Annotated in this window: 19 protein-coding genes; 7 read left to right on the top strand and 12 right to left on the bottom strand. The window is 67.0% G+C overall.

Annotation, left to right across the window (positions count from 1 at the left end; all coding sequences use genetic code 11):
- Window positions 1-14: 14 nt before the first annotated feature.
- Window positions 15-368 (top strand): putative quinol monooxygenase, encoded by a 354-nt coding sequence (locus tag E0H73_RS08630; protein WP_131352957.1) that lies wholly within the window; start codon window positions 15-17, stop codon window positions 366-368.
- 125 nt (window positions 369-493) lie between these two features.
- On the opposite strand, the gene E0H73_RS08625 is transcribed toward E0H73_RS08630, so the two are convergent.
- The 4 genes from E0H73_RS08625 to E0H73_RS08610 all read right to left on the bottom strand — a co-directional run bounded on the left by E0H73_RS08625 (window position 494) and on the right by E0H73_RS08610 (window position 2671).
- Window positions 494-934 (bottom strand): Imm1 family immunity protein, encoded by a 441-nt coding sequence (locus E0H73_RS08625; RefSeq protein WP_131352956.1) that lies wholly within the window; start codon window positions 932-934, stop codon window positions 494-496.
- Between the two features lie 3 nt (window positions 935-937).
- The gene (locus E0H73_RS08620; protein ID WP_238163892.1) at window positions 938-1765 is read right to left on the bottom strand and encodes a DddA-like double-stranded DNA deaminase toxin; all 828 of its coding nucleotides are present in this window, start codon (window positions 1763-1765) and stop codon (window positions 938-940) included.
- Between the two features lie 18 nt (window positions 1766-1783).
- Window positions 1784-2044, bottom strand: a complete 261-nt coding sequence (locus tag E0H73_RS08615; protein ID WP_131352955.1) for a hypothetical protein — start codon at window positions 2042-2044, stop codon at window positions 1784-1786.
- Window positions 2045-2482: 438 nt separating this feature from the next.
- On the bottom strand, window positions 2483-2671 hold the full coding sequence (locus E0H73_RS08610; RefSeq protein ID WP_131352954.1) for a hypothetical protein: 189 nt from the start codon (window positions 2669-2671) through the stop codon (window positions 2483-2485).
- 238 nt (window positions 2672-2909) lie between these two features.
- Here E0H73_RS08610 and E0H73_RS08605 point away from each other — a divergent pair, with 238 nt between their 5' ends.
- Window positions 2910-4109 carry a helix-turn-helix domain-containing protein gene (locus tag E0H73_RS08605; RefSeq protein WP_131352953.1) on the top strand — a complete coding sequence of 400 codons (1200 nt, stop codon included), beginning with the start codon at window positions 2910-2912 and terminating at the stop codon, window positions 4107-4109.
- Between the two features lie 19 nt (window positions 4110-4128).
- The gene (locus E0H73_RS08600; protein ID WP_131352952.1) at window positions 4129-4686 is read left to right on the top strand and encodes a flavoprotein; all 558 of its coding nucleotides are present in this window, start codon (window positions 4129-4131) and stop codon (window positions 4684-4686) included.
- Between the two features lie 230 nt (window positions 4687-4916).
- Here E0H73_RS08600 and E0H73_RS08595 read toward each other — a convergent pair whose 3' ends face one another.
- From E0H73_RS08595 to E0H73_RS08585, 3 genes are all read right to left on the bottom strand, one after another.
- A complete protein-coding gene (locus E0H73_RS08595) occupies window positions 4917-6140 on the bottom strand; it encodes a response regulator (protein WP_131352951.1) in 1224 nt (407 codons plus the stop codon).
- 66 nt (window positions 6141-6206) lie between these two features.
- The gene (locus tag E0H73_RS08590; protein WP_131352950.1) at window positions 6207-7169 is read right to left on the bottom strand and encodes a dihydrodipicolinate synthase family protein; all 963 of its coding nucleotides are present in this window, start codon (window positions 7167-7169) and stop codon (window positions 6207-6209) included.
- An 8-nt stretch (window positions 7170-7177) separates the two neighbouring features.
- Window positions 7178-8293 carry a mandelate racemase/muconate lactonizing enzyme family protein gene (locus tag E0H73_RS08585; RefSeq protein ID WP_202867262.1) on the bottom strand — a complete coding sequence of 372 codons (1116 nt, stop codon included), beginning with the start codon at window positions 8291-8293 and terminating at the stop codon, window positions 7178-7180.
- Window positions 8294-8389: 96 nt separating this feature from the next.
- On the opposite strand from E0H73_RS08585, the gene E0H73_RS08580 reads away from it, so the two are divergent.
- Window positions 8390-9358, top strand: a complete 969-nt coding sequence (locus tag E0H73_RS08580; protein WP_131352949.1) for an LLM class flavin-dependent oxidoreductase — start codon at window positions 8390-8392, stop codon at window positions 9356-9358.
- 127 nt (window positions 9359-9485) lie between these two features.
- Here the strand turns inward: E0H73_RS08580 and E0H73_RS08575 are convergent, their stop codons facing one another.
- Window positions 9486-9962 (bottom strand): AI-2E family transporter, encoded by a 477-nt coding sequence (locus tag E0H73_RS08575; protein WP_420323420.1) that lies wholly within the window; start codon window positions 9960-9962, stop codon window positions 9486-9488.
- Between the two features lie 329 nt (window positions 9963-10291).
- Here E0H73_RS08575 and E0H73_RS08570 point away from each other — a divergent pair, with 329 nt between their 5' ends.
- From E0H73_RS08570 to E0H73_RS08560, 3 genes are read left to right on the top strand one after another with little or no spacing between them, the layout of a single operon-like run.
- Window positions 10292-10702, top strand: coding sequence for a DUF7144 family membrane protein (locus tag E0H73_RS08570; RefSeq protein WP_131352948.1), 411 nt, complete (start codon window positions 10292-10294; stop codon window positions 10700-10702).
- A 16-nt stretch (window positions 10703-10718) separates the two neighbouring features.
- Window positions 10719-11840, top strand: coding sequence for a hypothetical protein (locus E0H73_RS08565; RefSeq protein ID WP_202867261.1), 1122 nt, complete (start codon window positions 10719-10721; stop codon window positions 11838-11840).
- Window positions 11827-12363 carry a DUF7144 family membrane protein gene (locus E0H73_RS08560; protein WP_131352947.1) on the top strand — a complete coding sequence of 179 codons (537 nt, stop codon included), beginning with the start codon at window positions 11827-11829 and terminating at the stop codon, window positions 12361-12363. Before E0H73_RS08565 ends, E0H73_RS08560 begins: the two co-directional genes overlap by 14 nt.
- Here the strand turns inward: E0H73_RS08560 and E0H73_RS08555 are convergent.
- The 4 genes from E0H73_RS08555 to E0H73_RS08540 form a co-directional block, all read right to left on the bottom strand.
- Entirely contained in the window at window positions 12353-13225 is an 873-nt protein-coding gene (locus E0H73_RS08555; protein ID WP_131352946.1) for a carbohydrate ABC transporter permease, read from the bottom strand. The two genes, E0H73_RS08560 and E0H73_RS08555, sit on opposite strands and share 11 nt — an antisense overlap.
- Window positions 13225-14130 (bottom strand): carbohydrate ABC transporter permease, encoded by a 906-nt coding sequence (locus E0H73_RS08550; protein WP_165555537.1) that lies wholly within the window; start codon window positions 14128-14130, stop codon window positions 13225-13227. Before E0H73_RS08550 ends, E0H73_RS08555 begins: the two co-directional genes overlap by 1 nt.
- Window positions 14127-15404, bottom strand: a complete 1278-nt coding sequence (locus E0H73_RS08545; protein ID WP_131352945.1) for an ABC transporter substrate-binding protein — start codon at window positions 15402-15404, stop codon at window positions 14127-14129. Before E0H73_RS08545 ends, E0H73_RS08550 begins: the two co-directional genes overlap by 4 nt.
- A 90-nt stretch (window positions 15405-15494) precedes the next feature.
- Window positions 15495-17507, bottom strand: a complete 2013-nt coding sequence (locus tag E0H73_RS08540; RefSeq protein ID WP_131352944.1) for a hypothetical protein — start codon at window positions 17505-17507, stop codon at window positions 15495-15497.
- Window positions 17508-17532 lie beyond the last annotated feature (25 nt).

Raw genomic sequence — 17532 nt, 5'->3', positions numbered from 1 at the left:
GCTAGCCTCGGTGGATGACGGCTGCATCGAACGAGATCCACGGCACGTCCCGGATCGTGATCCACGACGGCAAGCTCGAGGAGTTCAAACGGCTCGCCGCACAGTGCGTCGAGATCGTCCGCACCAAGGACACCGGCACCCTGGAGTACGACCACTTCCTGAACGCAGACGGCACGGAGTGCTTCGTCCACGAGCGCTACCGCGACTCCGCCGCGGGCCTCGAACACATGGTCAACATCCCCCCCATGTTCGAGCCCCTCTCCAAGGTCTGCACCATCACCGGCGAAGTCTGCGGCACCCCCACCCCCGAACTACGCGAGGCCCTCGAATCCGCCGGCGTCCCGATCTACACCCCACTCACCCTCTGACTATCCCGGGTGAGCATCGGCCGCCGAAGAACCCTGAGTACAACGGACCAGGCTGAGCGATCGCTCGAGTCGGCCAACACGAAAGTCGGACGCCTGCCACGCGGAGTTCACTCGCGCCAACGGTGTCACTGGCGCTTCGGCCACTCCAGCCATTCGACACCGCGGGGACGCTCGCTTCCACCGACCTCGAGGAAGCTGTTAGCGACCCCAAGCAGCGTGTCTAGTTCAGCCAATGAGTCGGCCGGAAAAAGATCTTCATGGCCCATGTACTGATACCGGATCGGGCCAACGCCGTCGGAGTGCCCCGAAGCGTAGACCGCGTCACGACCGTTGACGAAGCGGGCACTCCCGAGCTTCCGATCGGCCAGGACTCCGATCTTCAGCTCGTGGTCGGGCACACCAATCTCGTGCAAGGGACGCTCGTTGATGTAGAGCACGACGACCGACGTCTGTCGCGGCTGGGAGAGCATCGCGTCGATCAAGGCTCGTAGGTCATCAGTACCGTCGATCTCGATCGGCTCGTCCTCGTGCTCAGGCAGGTAGTAGGCCTTGGCCGTGTAGGTCATCGTTCAGCTCTTTCCGTCGAAGGTTTCTGGTCCGCCATCTGGCCAATGGATGGTGAGTTTGGCGCCGGGGGGCAGGAACGAACCAAGCCATCGTCGACAACTCGCGGGACCCTTGCATGGGTCGTTGTTGAGGTAGATCGTCTCATCGCGCAATCCTCGCTCCCGCATGAACATGGCGAACTTGATCTCGACGTGCGTCGCTTTCGCGAGGGGACCGAGGCCAAGACGCTCGTCCGCGTACCGGTCCGCCATCTCCTGATATCGGTCGTAGCCGCTGACAAGTGGAGACTCAGAGCCATCTCTTCCAAACCACAGTCCCCGCGTCTTGCCGGTGTTCTCTTCCCGCACCGGCAACCGCCGGATGATCGCTTGCGCCCTCGGATCTATCTCGGTCTCATTGGCCGATGGATCCTGCTTGAAGCCCTCGCGCGGCGAGCCGCCACCTTGACCGCCAGGGCTGCCCGTCTGACGGCCCGCGTCGCTGCCCTTGTCGGGCCGAGTCCCTGTCCCTTGTCTGTCCTCGAGCGCTCTTCGGGGCGTCGATCCACCCGCGGGCTCGGATGTTCGGATTCCGCTGACCATCTGCCCGACCCAGTCACGTGCCCTCGGAGGCGCCATCGACAAGTAATGAGCAGCCTCCTCACAGCGCTGGGCAGCGGAGTCCAGTTGTACGGCGGCTATGTGAGTTTGGGAGTTGCCACTGAGACTGCCGATCCAGGCAGCCGCGTCACCGTACTTGCCGGCTCTGTCGTGCAGGTAGTTCACGACGCGCGGGATCTCATCCAGTGCGTTGAGCAGTTCCTGCGCGACCCGTTGTAGCTCCGAGGGCATGCCTGACGCCTTGGCCGGCTAGATCTGGTTGGCGTAGCTTCGGCAGCCCGCCTCAGCAATCTGCAAGGCCTGAACGGCTTGGTCTACCGACTTTGCCGCGGCCTCGAGCATCGTTGTGATGTCCTGGTCGGCGCTCGTCGCCGTACCGCGGATGAGGGCCTGAACGTGTTGGCTCGCCTGCCCGAAGCGCTGTTTGAAGCCAGCCAGGCTGCCCGCCCCTTGCCGCGATTGGTCGGCCAGACCATGAAGTTGCATTTTGAGTTGTTCGACTTGCGACATTGCTCTCCTGACGTGGTTGGACTGCCAGCGGGCTCTGGTCCAGATCGGAGCGCGTCGGCGTGGCATGGAACAGCAGGCGGGCGTCCGCTCTGCAGGCTGTGCGCCCGCCTGCTGGTAGCTGGAGGAGCCTTCAATCTCGGGAGTTCGCAGGCTCCTGGTTGGCGGGTGAGACAGGCGCCGCGAGGTGGTCCTTCGTCGCAGCGATCGGGGGCACATCTCGCGGAGCAGACGTGTGCTTCTCGGTTCCGCGGATCGTTGGGCGATCGCCGGGATACGTCGCTTCAGGCACCGTGATCCTGTCGCAGCGGATCTGGTCGTTCGGATAGAGCAGCCCGAGCACCTTGGCGTACTGCTCTGCGAGTTCGGTAGGTGCCGAGCGGCTGGTGACAATCGCGGAGCCGCGCACAACACAGACTCGCCACCACATGCGCGCCGTCATCAGCTGTTGTGGGCTACGGACTCGTTGGTCATGCGGAGCGCGCGGAACAGTCGTCGCATTGCCGCTTCGTACCGGGAGGCGTGGCCGGGATCTCCGATCCAGTCTGAAATCAGGTGATCTCCAAGCCAGAGCTGGATTCGCCGCAACTCGCACTCACGCTCGCCCGGCGCTGTCATCAGAAGCTTCATGTCGCGGCTCAATTCGCCCTCCGTCCAGGTGGCGCTCCCCTCGGAGCCAGCCCTCGAACGCTGACCGGTTCTCGGGCGGACAACGTCTGACGTAGTCCTCGATCTCGTCGTCGGTCAGTTCGAACATTTCTCCAACCCTCCGTGTCACCGCCTGGTCGCGTACGGTTGATGGTGGAGGACGCTGATTGCCTGGGGCGCCACAAAATCGACACAGCTGGGTTGGGTAGGAAAGAGGACCATGAGCGAGACGAGGGCCACACGCATCGGCCGTCGCGTCGCTGAGCTGCGAAAGATCCACGGCGCAACACAGATCGGCCTGGCTCAGCGGGCGAACGTGTCCGAATCGGCCATCAGGAAGATCGAGTCCGGCGAAAGGGTGGCGTCGCCCGCGATGGTCGCGGCCATTGCGCGGGCGCTCAGCGTCAACGTCACAGATATCACCGAGCAGCCGTATGGCGCCTGGAACGCCAGCCCTGAGTCCGATCAGGCTGCAGTGCCGGCTGTCCGGCAGGCGCTGGTAGAGGGTGAAGATCCAGACCTGGACGTACCTACGCGCGCTATCGATGAGTTGCGGGCCGAGGTCTCTCGGCTCAAGGAGTGGGATCGGCGCACCTCGCATGCCGAGGTCATTCGTGCTCTACCCGACCTACTTCGTCACCTTCATCGTGCGCATCAAGACGCACCGACTGCTCAGCGAGCGATGGTCGCAGAGTTGCTGGCCTCCACGTACTGTTTCGCTGTCATTGGGCTGTACCGGCTTGGGCATCTGGACCTTGCCCACCTGGCCGACGAACGGGCCCGCCGCATAGCTGCGGATGGAGACGATCCGCTGAGGGCTGCGGCCGCGGAATGGCACCATGCACTGATCCTGCTCTGCGACGGCTCATATCGTGCCGGTCTCCGAACTGTCGACCGCGCGGAGGGGCTCGTCGATCAGTCACTTCATCCCGAGGCGGCCCGCGCGATCCGTGGCGCGCTGCATCTACGGGCATCGATCCTCGCCGCTCGCATGACTGATACCGATCTCGCGGATGTCCACCTCGCTGAGGCGCATCGACTGGCTGACCCGGCCCAAGAGGCGGCCAATTTCTACGGGACCAAGTTCAGTCCAAGAAACGTCGACATCCATCGTGTTGCCGTCCCAGTCGAGATGGCAGATGGCACCACGGCGGTGTCCCGCGCTGCCGAAATTCGACTTCCGAGCGACATTGCTCCGAGTCGGTCTGGGCACTACTGGATCGACCTCTCACGGGGTTGGCTGTTGCACGGCGATCGGCAGCGGGCCTTGGAGGCACTCAACACGGCAAGGGGAATTGCACCGCTGCTGACCAGGTATCACCCGCAGGTCCATGAGACCGTACAGTCGCTCGCGAACAATGACTCGCGGATGACTGTCAGCCTGGCTCGCTTCGCAGCTTGGTGTGGCATCCGCACTTAGCCGGAGGTGCCAGAACCTGATGAGCGATTCGCGAGTTCTGTATGCGATCGTGACGGGGTCTCCAGCCGCTCGGGATATCGGGAAGCTGGTCGACATCGCTCAGGCTGACGGTTGGGAAGTCTGTGTCATCGCGTCGCCGAGCGGGTTGCGTTTCATCGATGCGGACGCGCTGGCGTCGAAGACCGGGCATCAGGTTCGCAGCTCGTACAAGGAGCCGGATGCACCTGATGTCTTGCCGCCGGCCGATGCGATGATCGTCGCTCCCATCACCTGCAACAGCCTTGCAAAGTGGGCGGCTGGAATCAGTGACACGCTTCCGCTGGGCTTCCTGGTCGAGGCCGTCGGTAAGCGTCAGCCGGTGGTGGCCATGCCGTTCTCCAACTACGCTCAGATCCGGTTTCCAGCCGTGCAAATGGCGATGAAGAATCTCTCGGACTGGGGCGTCACGGTTCTGGTCGGAGACGAGGTCTACAAGCAGCATGAGCCTGGAACGGGCGAGCGATACATCCATCTGTTCCCGTGGAAGCTCGCCTGGCAGGCACTACTCGATCATCCGTGGCTCGACAACGAGTCGTGATCAGCGGATCCGGTCGCGTCGAGGACAGTCAGCTCGATCACAGGCGGTCGCCGGGTGCGCGGCAGCGCGCAGACCGCGGGCGGTAGCCCGCACAATGCGGCGACAGCCGCAAGGAAGATCCGGGTGGGTGGGAGCGCGCGTAGCTGCCGCGACGAAGGAGTGGCTGCGTAGCACGCGTGGGATGGTCTCTCGGCGCGGGCGGTAGCACGCGTGGGGCAGACCCAGTCGTTCTACAGACGGATGAGATACACCGTGGGTGGGCGGCCGGTTCGGCCGTGTTGTTGGCTGCCTATGGGGTCGGCGAGGCCGGCTCGTTCGAGGCGTTTGAGGACTCGGCGGGCGGTGCGGAGTTGGACGGCCAGGTGGTCGGCGACGTCTTGGGTGGTGAGGCCGTCGGGGAGGGCGGCGGTGAGTTCGCGCATCCGGGCCAGGGTTTGCGTGTTCAGGCCGACCCGTCGCGCCAGGAGCGGGAGGCTTTCGGTGCCGCGGGCGGCGGCCGGGTGGTCGCCGGATGGTTCGATCACGATCTCCACGTCGTCCGACATCGACACCACCCCGGCGACCGTGCCGATCGAACCCGCCCGGCTGACGGCGCGACGGGCGAGTGCCTCGGCTTCGGCCGCAGTACGTCCGACGCCGAAGCCGACGTACGCCGTGCTGTGCCTTGCAGCGAGGTGGTCGAGCAGGGGCATGCGGGAGAACTGTTCGGTCGCCTGCTCGAGTAGGCCGCGGGTGGTGACGACGAGGTGCCGGCCGTCGGGGAGTGCAGCCAGGCTGCCGCCGAGGGTGATCAGGTCGGCGGCCAGGGCGTCGTCCGGTTCGGGGAGATCGATGACGCCGAGCGCGACCTGCGCGTCGCCGACGTGCTGGCCGGTGGTGGTCAGGACCAAGGCTTGCAGCGTCGACCGGATCGAGTACCGCGACGGCGCGAGCCGGACCGAGGGCATCTCGTTCTCGAGCAGGTGGAAGGCGGAGCCGAGGCAGCTGATCGCGACCTTGGTGTCGTGCTTGTCCCGCGCGGTCCGGTGGAACTCGACGATGTCGTCGGAGGTGAGGCCGGGCCGGTACGGCAGCACCTCGATCTGGTCGGTCGGCAGCTTGGCCTCGATCAGCGTCTCCATCACCTCGCTGCGGCGCAGGGTGTCGATGGAGAACTGGGTGACGTTGTGCCCGAGCCGCAGCAGTTCGACCAGTGCCCGCAGCAGGGTGGCGCCGTCGTACGAGACGTACATCGCGGGCCGGTCGATCACGCCGGCCTCGGTGGCGATCGTGTACGGCACGACGCCGGTGAACAGCAGCGCGTCGACCTTCTCGTGTGCCTGCTCGACCAGTTCGACCGCTTCGGTCTCGTGCCGGTAGGGCAAGGGGAGCAGATTCGCGCCGCTCGGCGGACCGACGGCGATGACGCGCTGGACCAGGTCCTCGGGGCCGACGACGCCGACGGTGAGGGCCATCAGGCCACCGCGCCAGGGGCTGAGCTCATCTGCACGGCACTCCTTCGAAGACTTCTGGTCTGGCCCTTAAATCGCAGGATAGTGGCTGAGTTCCTCGAGGCAGCGGATCACCAGGTCGCGCTCACCGGCCGGCAGGTCCGGACCGTAGGGGTCGTGGGATGCGTCCTCGGGGATCAGGCCCTCCCACACGGCCGCCCAGAGCATCCGCTGCACGTAGCCCTCGATAGGTGCGTAGAAGGTCGCGGCAGCGAAGCGGTCCAGCCGTTCGGAGGCCGTCAGGAAGCCGCTGTGGTCGCCGGCCGTCCAAGTTCGCAGCACGGCGGCCGACAGCTCGACCTGAGCCGCAGCGATCCCGACCAGAGCCGTGTCAGCGCCCCACATGAACGACGGGCCGTACATCCGGTCTTCGCCAGTGATCAGGAGCTTGCCAGTGCCGCGCCCGGCCCAGATCGCGTCCTGGCAGCCGATGGCGCGGTCCAGAGTGGCCGTCTTGACCCCGAGCATGGAGTCCAGGCTCAGCAGGTCGCGGATCAGCTCAGGCGAGTACGGGTACCCGCCCGCCTCCCCGTGCAGGTAGAAGCCGACCAGCGGCAGCCCACTCTCGGCCGCCACGCGCTCGTGCAGTGCCACCGCCTGCGCATCCCCGTCCGGCATGTCTCCCAGCGCAGCCAGCGGGTAGACCATCACCGCATCGGCGCCACCCGCCGCCGCCTGCTGTGCCATCGCCACAGTCGCGTCAGAAGCCTCCTGCAGGCTCTGAGCCGATTCAGACCGAGGTACGCCGACTCCCGCGACGATCGGGAGGTCCGTGGCCTGTCGCCACGTCTCCAGCACTTTGGACCGGTCAGCCGCCGTCAGGTAGAGCCCCCGCCCGGTGTGAGCCCAGACGGCCAGCCCGCCGATGGGCTGAGCAGCGAGAGCACCGGCGTACGACGCCAGTACGTCGTACGCGACGACACCCTCGGTGGACATCGGAGTGACGACCGCGGGAAGCAGTGTGCCGCGGAGTCGTGAGACGAGTGCGTGCATGGGACCTCTCAGACGTCGTGGCCGAGGCCTGGTCGCTTGGGTACGTCGATCCAGCCGTCACAGTCGGCGAAGACGGTCGGAGCGAGTGGATCCTCGTGCACCATCAGCGGACCGACCAGATCGGCCGCGACAGTGGCACCCGGTACGGCGGCGGCCAGGTGAACAGCGGCCAGTGTGGCCACGCCCAGCTCCGGCATGGAGCCTACCTTCACCGCCAGCCCGGCGGCCTCGGCCACGTTCGCGATCTGGAGGGCGCGGTGCAGTCCGCCGACCTTGAGGATCTTGATGTTCAGTACGTCGGCCGCACCGCGGCGCGCGATCTCGAGAGCGTCGTGCAGCGAGTGCATGCTCTCGTCGACCATCAGCCGTACGTCGAGGCGCTCCCGCAGCCGGACCAGGCCGGCCAGGTCCCAGCGCGGCAGCGGCTGCTCCAGCAGCGTCAGACCGGCGTCCGCCATCTTCGCCAGGTACGGCAGCGCGGTCGCGTCGTACCCCTCGTTGGCGTCGAGACACAGCTCGGCGTCGGCGGGGATGACGGAGCGGACCGCGCGGATCAGCTCCAGGTCGTCGGCCGGTACGTGGCCGCCCTTGACCTTCAGATGGCTGAAGCCCTTGGCGGAGTACTCGGCGGCCTCGGCCGCCATCTCGTCCAGCGTGCCCAGCCCGACCACCCAGGTCGTCTGCACACGGTCCCGGACGCTGCCGCCGAGCAACGTGTGCACCGGCCAGCCACTGATCCGGCCGGCCAGGTCGAACAGCGCGATGTCGAGGCCGGACTTGGCCACCTGCTGGCCGCGAAGGACTGTGTCCATCACCACATGCGCCCCGGCCCGGTCGAGCGGGTCGCGGCCGATCAGAGCCGGGGCGAGATGTTCCTCGATCGCGGCGGTGACCCCGGCCAGCGTCTCCCCGGTGTACGCCGTCATCGGGGACGTCTCACCGATGCCGATGGCACCGTCGGCGGTGTGTACCTCGACGACCAGGCTGACCAGTTCCGTGCTGGTCCCGCTGCTGATCCGGAACGGCCGGCGGTACCGCGCACTCACCACTCGGGTCTTGATCGCGCTGATCGGCCCCGAGCCGGTCCCGGCGGGCAACCCGACCGGCTGCGATGCAACACTCAATTCCGGCTCCTAAGGGTCGCATTCTGACGCGAAAGCATTTACGGTCAAGACCGTAAATACCGCGAGCGCTCTCTGTCAACGGAAGGTGGCACCCCGATGCGGCTGGGTCTCTATCTGAACCTCTACGGCACCCCCGGCGAGCGGCCCTTGCTGGCGGACGCGGTGGAGCAGGCACGGCTGGCCGAACAGGCCGGGTTCGAGTGGATCGTGCTCGGGGAACGGCACCTGCACCGGCCCGGGTACCACGAGATCCTCACCTCGCTGACCTGGCTGGCGGCGAAGACCGAGCGGATCGGGATCGCCACCGCGGGGATCGTTGCCCCGCTCTACCACCCCGTTGTCCTGGCCGAGACGCTCGCTCACCTCGACGTACTCTCCGGCGGCCGCGTCACCGCCGGATTCGTGCTCGGCTACCGGCCGGAGGAGTTCGCCCTGTACGGCGTGACGCAGCCGGAGCGGGTCGCGCGGTTCGAGGAGTGCCTGGAGATCGTCACCCGGCTCTGGACCGAGGACGAGGTCTCGTACGACGGCAAGTTCACCAGCATCCGTGAGGCGTATCTCTCACCGCGCCCGCTGCAGAACCCACGGCCGCGGCTGTGGAACGGCGGCCGGGTGTCCGCCGTACTGGAGCGGACCGCGCGGATGTGCGACGGCTGGACCACATCGTTCAACGAACTGGACTCCGACCTGCCGGACAAGATCGCCGAGTACCTGTCGTACCCGCGCGGCGAGGGCACGCTCGGTGCCGAGGTGATCCTCTGCCGGGAGGGCTTCTGCGCCCCGACCTCGCAGGACGCCCGGCAGACGCTGGAGGAGCCGCTGCGCGACCTGTACGACGCCTACACCGGCTGGAAGCGCACCTCGACGGACGCGAGCCGCTACACGCAGGGCTGGGACGACATCGCCGCACGCAGCGTGATCGGGTCCCCGGCCGAGTGCGCCGAGCGACTGGCGCACTACGAGGAGATGGGGGCCGACGGCATCATCCTGCGGATCCAGCCGCCCGGGATGCCGCAGGCCGACGTACTCCGCTCGATCGAGGCGTTCGGGGAGCTCAGCAACTAAACCTCAGCCTCCGACGGCTCCTCCGCCGGAGCGGGCTCGACCGCCGCCTCCTCCTGCGGGTCGTCGCCGGAGATGAGCCCGCTCAGCCAGGCGGTGGAGGGGTCCGCGTCCACCAGCAGCGCCCTCGTCAGCAGCGACAGCGGAATGGCGAGAATGGCGCCCAGTTGGCGATCACCCAGAGCATCGTCATCCACCCGCTGTCGAGCAGGCCGAGCAGCGCGGGCGGGACGAGGCCGATGAAGAACCCGACGTTCGGGATGTAGTTGGTGATGAACGCGGGCAGCCCCCACAACCACGGGAGCGGGATGTCGAGCAGGTAGAGCACCCCGATGTCCACCAGCGCCACGACCAGTCCGAACACGCTCGAGACGATCAGATAGCGCGTTGTATCGCGGGCGAAGCCGATCAAGGCGCCGGCGAACGCGGGCCGGACCAGCCTCGTCTCGGTCATCCGGTCGGTGAACCGGATGGCGTCGATGCCCAGGAAGAACAGCAGCACCACGATCAGACCGAGATCGGAGAAGACCCCGAGCAGGCTGGTCAGCCAGCTTTGCAGGAGGTCGAGGACCGTGCCGAAATCGAACGCCTGGAGCGCGGTCTGGATCTCCTGGTCGCCGATCCCGCGTTCCGCGAGCCAGCCCCAGCAGGAGGGCGTTGACCGCTACCAGCGAGACCAGCCCGGCCAGCAGTACGACGACCCCCCGCGGGAGTGCGGCGGCCGCTGGAGCGGGGAGCGGGTCGTCTGCGGGCGGGGCGGGGGAGTCCGGTACGTCGAAGCCTCCCTCCGGGGTGGGTCCGGACCTCGAACAGCGCTCGCATCCCCCACGCCGACATCACCCAACTCGGATGATCCTCTGACCGCCCGTGCGCGCTTAGTGTCGATGAGCACTCGGCATCCATTCGGGGTGGCCGACCACTGAGGGGTGGGCGCAGATGACCCAGGAAGAGACCGACGACCGGCGAGAGCAATCCGTCTTTGCGATGACCGGTGTCATGTTCGCCGCGACCATGATGGTCCTGATCGGCGCGTTCCAGGTGATCACCGGGCTCGCCGCGATCATCGACGACCGGTACTTCGTGACCGCCCAGGGGTACGCCTTCCACCTCGACACCACGGCCTGGGGCTGGATCCACCTGCTGCTGGGCCTGCTCATGGTGGTGGCGGGCTTCGGCCTGTTCTACCGGGCCACCTGGGCCGGGGTGACGGCGCTGGTGCTGGCGATCCTGAGCGCGATCGACAACTTCTTCTTCATTCCCTACGCGCCGGTGTGGTCGTTGCTCGTGATCGCCCTCGATGTCTGGGTGATCTGGGCCGTGACTCGGCCGCGAATGATCCACAGCTGACCGGGTCCCGCCGGACATGGGCGTCGACGTTGTCTTCTGGACGGTGGTGCTGGCGCGGTTCCTCCTGCCGCTGCTCATCCCGCGCTACCCGCTGCCCGCGATCGTCGCCTGCCTGTTGCTGGACGGCGTCGACCAGACCATTTTCCAGACCTTCGGATTCGACCCGCCGAACTACCAGAGCTACGACAAGGCGATGGACGTGTTCTATCTGGCCGTCGCCTATCTGGCCAGCCTGCGCAACTGGACCAATCACGCGGCGGTCAAGATCAGCCGGTTCCTGTTCTTCTACCGGCAGGTCGGCGTGGTGGCCTTCGAACTCAGCGGCGCCCGGTTCCTGCTGATGGTCTTCCCGAACACCTTCGAGTACTTCTTCATCGCCTACGAACTGGTGCGCAGCCGCCGCAATCCGCTGCGCTACTCGTTCAGGTTCTGGGTCTTGGTGGCCGGAGGGATCTGGATCTTCATCAAGCTGCCGCAGGAGTACTGGATCCACATCGCCCAGCTGGACCTGACCGACACCATCCGCGACGTCTCGTGGTTCGGGCCGGCCCTGGTGATCGCGATCCTCGCGCTCGCCGCGGTCCTGTGGTTCGTGGTCCGGCCCCGGCTCAGTCCGGCCGACTGGTCGCTGCGACTGGCGGCCGACCCGCTGCCGGTCGAGATCGACGAGGCCAGTGAGCGGGCCGCGTACCAGGCCGCGCACCGCAAGGTGTTCGACCTGGCCTCGGTGGAGAAGATCTTCCTGATCGGCCTGATCAGCGTGATCTACGGACGGGTGCTGCCGGGGGTCGAGGCGACCGATCTGCAACTGTTCTTCGGTATCGCCGTCTTCGTCATCCTGAACTCCGCGATCGGGCTCTGGTCGGCCCGGCGGGGCTACGGTTGGGACTCCGCAGTGATCTCCTTCGGCGTCGTCTTCGCGGTCAACATCGGACTGGTCATCGTCGACTACATCCTGCTGCGGCGCTTCGGCGGCGGCGATCTGCGGCTGTCCGACACCCTCTTCTTCGTCTTCCTGGTGAGCATTCTGACCATGCTCTACGACCGCTACCACCCGGTCGCCGACTACCGCGCCGCCCATCCGGAGGCCGTGCAACCCCCGCCACCACGAGTAGGAGGTCACGATGTCGGAGACTGACGCCAACCCCACCGCTGCCAACGCCACCCCTGCCAACCCCGCCGCTGCCAACCCCACCGCGGCGAGGCACCGGCAACCGCCGGGGCCGGGAGAGGTCGAGGTTCCGGAGTGGCCGAGCCGCTGGGTCGGCTGGATCCTGTTCGCCGGCGTGATGATGATCGTGCTCGGCATGTTCCACGCGTTCCAGGGGTTCATCGCGCTGTTCGAGGACGACTACTACCTGGTCGGCCGGCGCGGTCTCACCATCCACCTCAACTACACGGGCTGGGGCTGGATCCACCTGTTCATGGGCCTGGTCGTCATCGCGGCCGGGATCGGGCTGCTGAACGGCCGGTTGTGGGGCCGGATCGTCGGCGTGATCCTGGCGGTGATCAGCCTCATGGTCAACGTGGCGTTCCTCGCGGCGTACCCGCTCTGGTCGACGATCATGATCGCGGTCGACATCCTGGTCATCTGGGCGCTGACCGTCCACGGCGACGAGATGCGCGTCATCCGGGAGGGCTCGCCGGACGTCAGCCCTTGAGGCCGGACATCGCGATGCTGTCGGTCAGGTAGCGCTGCAGCAGGCCGAACACGAGCAGGCTCGGTACGACGGTGATGGTCGCGCCGGCCATCACCTGGTTGATCGGCACCGCCTGCGTCTGCAGTGTCGCCAGGCCGACGGTGAGCGTCTGCATCTCGGCGGACTGGCCGATCACCAGCGGCCAGAGGAAGTCGTTCCAGTGCCACAGGAACACGAAGATGCCGAGCGTGGCCAGCGCGGGCCGGATCAGCGGCAGCACGATCTGGGTGAAGATCCGCCACTCCGGCGCACCGTCGATCTCGGCCGCCTCGAACAGTTCGTCCGGCAACTGGCTGATGAACTGCCGCAGCAGGAACACCGCCTGCGAGTTCGCCAGCGTGGGCACGATCAGACCCCAGAAGCTGTCCACCCAGTCCAGCCGCGAAACCAGGATGTACGACGGGATCAGCGTGGCCTGGAACGGCACCATCAGGGTGGCCAGGAAGGCCCAGAACATGATGTCCCGGCCGGGGAACCGCTTCTTCGCGAAGGCGTAGCCGGCCATCGACGCGAACAGCAGAACGCAGACCACTGATACCAGCGAGTACAGCAGCGAGTTGACCGTCCAGCGCGGGATGTCCGAGCTGGACAGCACCCGCTCGAAGTTCTCGAACGTGAAGTTGGCCGGGTTGAGTGCGTCCGGGAACGTCCGGCCGCTCGGCGGCGCGAACGCGACCAGGACCATCGCCGCGAACGGTACGACGGTGACGATCGCGGTCAGCGCCAGCAGCGTCGGCAGGGTGAGCCGGGCGACCGGCCGGCGGTCGACCCGCGGCGACTCGGTCCGGTCCTGGACCTTGGGTCGTTCGAGCAGGTTCACCATCAGTCGTCCCTCCCGACGAGCCGTCGCTGTACGAGCGAGACGATGAGCACGATCAGGAACAGCACCAGTCCGATCGCACTGGCGTAGCCGAAGTCGAAGTACTTGAATCCGCTGTCGTAGAGCAGATAGACGAGCGAGTAGCTGGAGCGGACCGGCCCGCCACCGGTCATCACATACATCGCGTCGAAGACCTGGAACGCACCGATGGTCTCGATCACCAGCACGAAGAACAGCACCGGACGCAGCTGCGGCAGTGTGATGTAGCGGAACCGCTGCCAGCTGCCGGCGCCGTCGATCATGGCCGCCTCGAGGTACGACTTCGGCACGGCCTGGAGCCCGGCCAGCAGGATCAGCATCGAGTAGCCGAAGCCCTTCCAGGCCGATGTCACCGCGATCGACGGCAGCACCGACCCGGACTGGCCGAGGAAGTCCACCGGTCCGACCGACACCAGCCCGAGGACCGCGTTCAGCAGGCCGTCCTGGGCGTCGTAGATCCACTTCCAGATGACCGCGGCCAGCACGATGCTGGTCACGTACGGCAGGAAGAACACACTGCGGAAGAAGCCGCGGTTCCAGACCACCTGCTGCAACATGATCGCGGTGCCCAGCGACAGCAGCACGGTCAGCGGGACGAAGATCACCGTGTAGGTGAGGGTGACCACCAGGCTCTGCCGGAACAGGTCGTCCTGGAGCAGCCGCGTGTAGTTGTCCACGGCAACGAAGGTCCAGCGGCCGCTGAGCCGGTAGTCGGTCAGCGAGAGCAGGAACGCGCCGACCACCGGCAGGAACCGGAACACCAGGAACAACGCCAGCATCGGGGCCACGAACAGCAGCCCGACCCATGGCCTACGGCGGGGCCCGCGCCGCCGGAGCGACGACGCGGGCTGCCGGAGTGTCTCGGTCAACGCTGTCTCGACAGAAGGTCGTTGGCCTGCTTGGCGGCGTCGTCGAGCGCCTGCTGCGGCTGCTTCTTGCCGGTCAGCACGGCCTGGATCTCGACGCCGAGCAGCGAGTTCACCTGCCGGGCGGCCGGGTTCGGCTCACCCGGGAAGGCGTACTGCAGTGCGTCGGCGAACTTCGCCGCCGTCGCGTCCGCGGCCGGCGCCTTCACGTCGGTCCGCGGGGTGTAGAACCCGGACGCCTTGCTGAGCGCCTCCAGCTGGGGCGGCTGGATCATGAACGACATGAACTTCTTCGCGGCGTCCTTGTTCTCCGAGGCGGCGTTCAGCACGAGGCCACCGGGGAGACCGAAGCCGACCTGCTTCTGACCGGTCAGCGGCGTACCGATCTCGATGTTCGCCGCGCCCCAGGTCTTCGCCACGGTGCCTGCGTCGGCCGGCGTGCTGGTGAAGGCCATCGCCACCTGGCCCTTGCCCAGCGGCGAGTCGGCGACCGTGTTGCCGTTGCTCAGGGCGCTCTTCGGGATGCCGCCCTCGTCCCACAGGGACTTGAGGAAGGTGAGCGCCTCCAGACCCGGAGCCTGGTTGAAGGCGACGGACTTGCCGTCGTCGGCGAACACCTTGCCGCCGGCCTGCCACAGCAGCGGGTAGAAGTTCAGGTTCAGCGACGCCTCCGGCGAGGCGGAGTAGTCCAGCGTCGAGAACCCGGCCGCCTTGATCTTCGGCGCCGCGGCCTTGATCTCGTCCCAGGTCTCCGGCGGCTTGGTGATGCCGGCCTTGGTCAGGATCGTCTTGTTGTACATCGTCGAGGTGACGGTGTGGTAGATCGGTGCGCCGTACACCTTGCCGTCGACACTCAGGCCCGGGATCGCGGCCGGCAGGAACTTGTCCTTGTCCGGCGTGACCACGTCGTCGACCGGCTCCAGCGAGCCGTTGGTGACGTACTGCGGGATCTGGTCGGGGATCATCAGCAGGACGTCCGGGCCCTTCTTGCCGGAGAACGCCGCCGCGACCTTCTCCTCCCGGTTCGCCCAGGGCTGCATCTCCAGTTTCAGGTCGATGCCGGAGTTGGCGGCCTCGAAGTCCTTCTCGACCTTCTGCCAGTAGGCGTCGCTGGCCGCCTGGTCGCCGATCACCGGATACATCCAGAGCGTGATGCTCTTGGTCTCGGTCGACGACGAGCCCGAGTCGCCGCCGCACGAGGAGAGCGCGGCGGCCAGTACGAGCGCCGTGAGTGGTGCCGCGATGCGGCGGACGGTCGTGTGAAGCGTGGAAGACATCGCACCCCCAGGGTGTCCGGAAGTCAGGGCCGGAAAGTAGATCGCCGAATAACGGTCAGGACCGAAAGTAGCTGGGTCGAATTTCGGCTGTCAACGGCTGATATCAACTCGGAACAGCTCGGAGCCGCTGGTGAGCAGCAGCTGGTGATCTCCCCGGACCCCGAGCCGCCGGTGGGCGTGCTCGACGAACAGCGTCGGGGTTTGCTTGTTCCCCGGCGCGATCCGGTAGACCTTGGTGAGGTCGATGCTCACGTACACCGCCTCGTTGGTGGCGACGATGTCGCCGCTGGACGTGGTGGTCCCGAGCGTGAAGGACTTGACCAGCTTGCCGTCTCGGGGGTCCACCGCGAACGCGGTCTTGCCGGCCACGCCGTACAGCAGCCCGTCCGGGCCGAAGGTGACGGACGAGACCGTGGCCGCACCGGGCACCGGCACGGTCTCCCACAGCTTGCGGGACTTCGCCGCGTCCCAGGCGAACACGGTGCCTGCGTCCCGGGTCGGCGGGGTGGTGGACAGACCGCCGACGATCGACGTACCGCCGTAGACGATGCCGCGGCGGGCGGTCAGGCCGAAGATGCTCTCGTCCTGGACCACGTTGCGGAAGGACTGGGTGGTCCCGGTCTTCGGATCGAAGATGGCCAGTACGCCGCCGAGCCGGTCGCCGTCGGGGACGGTGCCGACCGCGATCTTGCCGTTCACCTCGGCCAGAGCGCGGGCACGGGTCTGCAGCTCGGAGTGCAGGTTGACCGCCAGCGTCGGGTTGTCCGGCGTACCGGGCGGTCCAGGGGAGTACTCCGGACTACTCCAGGGCTGCGTCTGGTCGTACGAGTAGAGCCGGGCCTCCGGGTAGGCGCCGATCCACAGCTTGCCGTCGGAACCCTCCATCAGCGCCTCGGTCTGGGAGAACCGGTTGTACGACGCTTCGCCGGTGGCCGGGTCGACTACGGAGACGCCACCGTTCAGGAACCCACCGGCGTACACCTTGGACTTGCCGCCCGCGACGGACAGGATCTCGATCGGCTCGCGGCGGACCTTGGTCTCGAAGATCTCCGACTTGCCGGTCTGAGGGTTGTACCGGAACTCCTCGCCGCGCCAGAGCGTGCCGACGACGCTCGTGCCCGGGTAGTCGGGCAGGCCGAGGTCGGCGTACCCGATCGCGCGGGCGTTCTGGATCCGGCCGGTGAAGGTCAGGCCGGTCCCGGTCAGTGTGTTGGTCGCCGGGTCGTACTTCTTCAGCTCACTGGCCTGGATCAGGTACAGCGACCCGTCTGCGCCGACCGGGGAGATGTCCAGGCCGTGCGCGTTCGGGATCTCGTCCATCCAGGTGCGGGAGGCGATGTCCCAGACATACAGCGGGCCGGGGAAGGCGGTGCTGATCCGGGCGTAGACGCGGCCGCCGCGGGCGTTCAGGTCGTACACGACCTTGTCGGTCGGGTCGCCGAGCCCGGGTGGGGACGGCAGTTCGGTGATCGCTCCGCTGGCGACGTCGAGCTCCATGATGTGCGCGTCGGGCAGCGAGCCGGTGTAGATCTTGCCGTCGGCGTAGTCGATGCTCTTGACGTACGGCTGGCCGGCCTTGAGCTGGCCGTAGTCGCGGACGGCGCCGGTCTGGTCGTCGTACCGGAACACCTTGCCGTTCGGGAACGTGCCGCCGTACACGTTGCCTTGGTCGTCGGTGGTGATGCGCCAGATGAACGTCTCGGACGCGATCGGGCGGCCGAGGTCCTCGACCGTGCCGCCGGGGCGAAGGCGATAGAGGTGGCCGTTGTTGTACGTGCCGACGTAGATCGTCCCGTCCGGGGTCGCGGCGACCGCGTAGCTGCCGTCGGCGCCGGGCAGTGCGGCGGACAGCAGGCTCTCGCCGGTGGCCGGGTCGACGGCGTTCAGGTACGCCGGACTGCCGGTGGACACGTTCCAGATCGCGGCCTTGCCGTTCGGGCCGGGGGCGACGGTGCCCCCGATCAGCAGTACGTCGGACAGCGGGATCCCGAGTGACACGAGCTTGCCTGTCGGCGGATTGTGGTTCGCCTGGGCGGGAGTGGTCAGGGTCGACACGAGGACGGCGGCAAGTGCCACCGCGATGAGCGAGCGGGCTGATCGCATGCGAAGGCCTCCGGGGGTGCCGTAT

It is taken from the genome of Kribbella pittospori, from assembly GCF_004331465.1.
Classification (GTDB): Bacteria; Actinomycetota; Actinomycetes; order Propionibacteriales; family Kribbellaceae; genus Kribbella; species Kribbella pittospori.
This window is presented reverse-complemented; position numbering and strand designations above follow the sequence as displayed.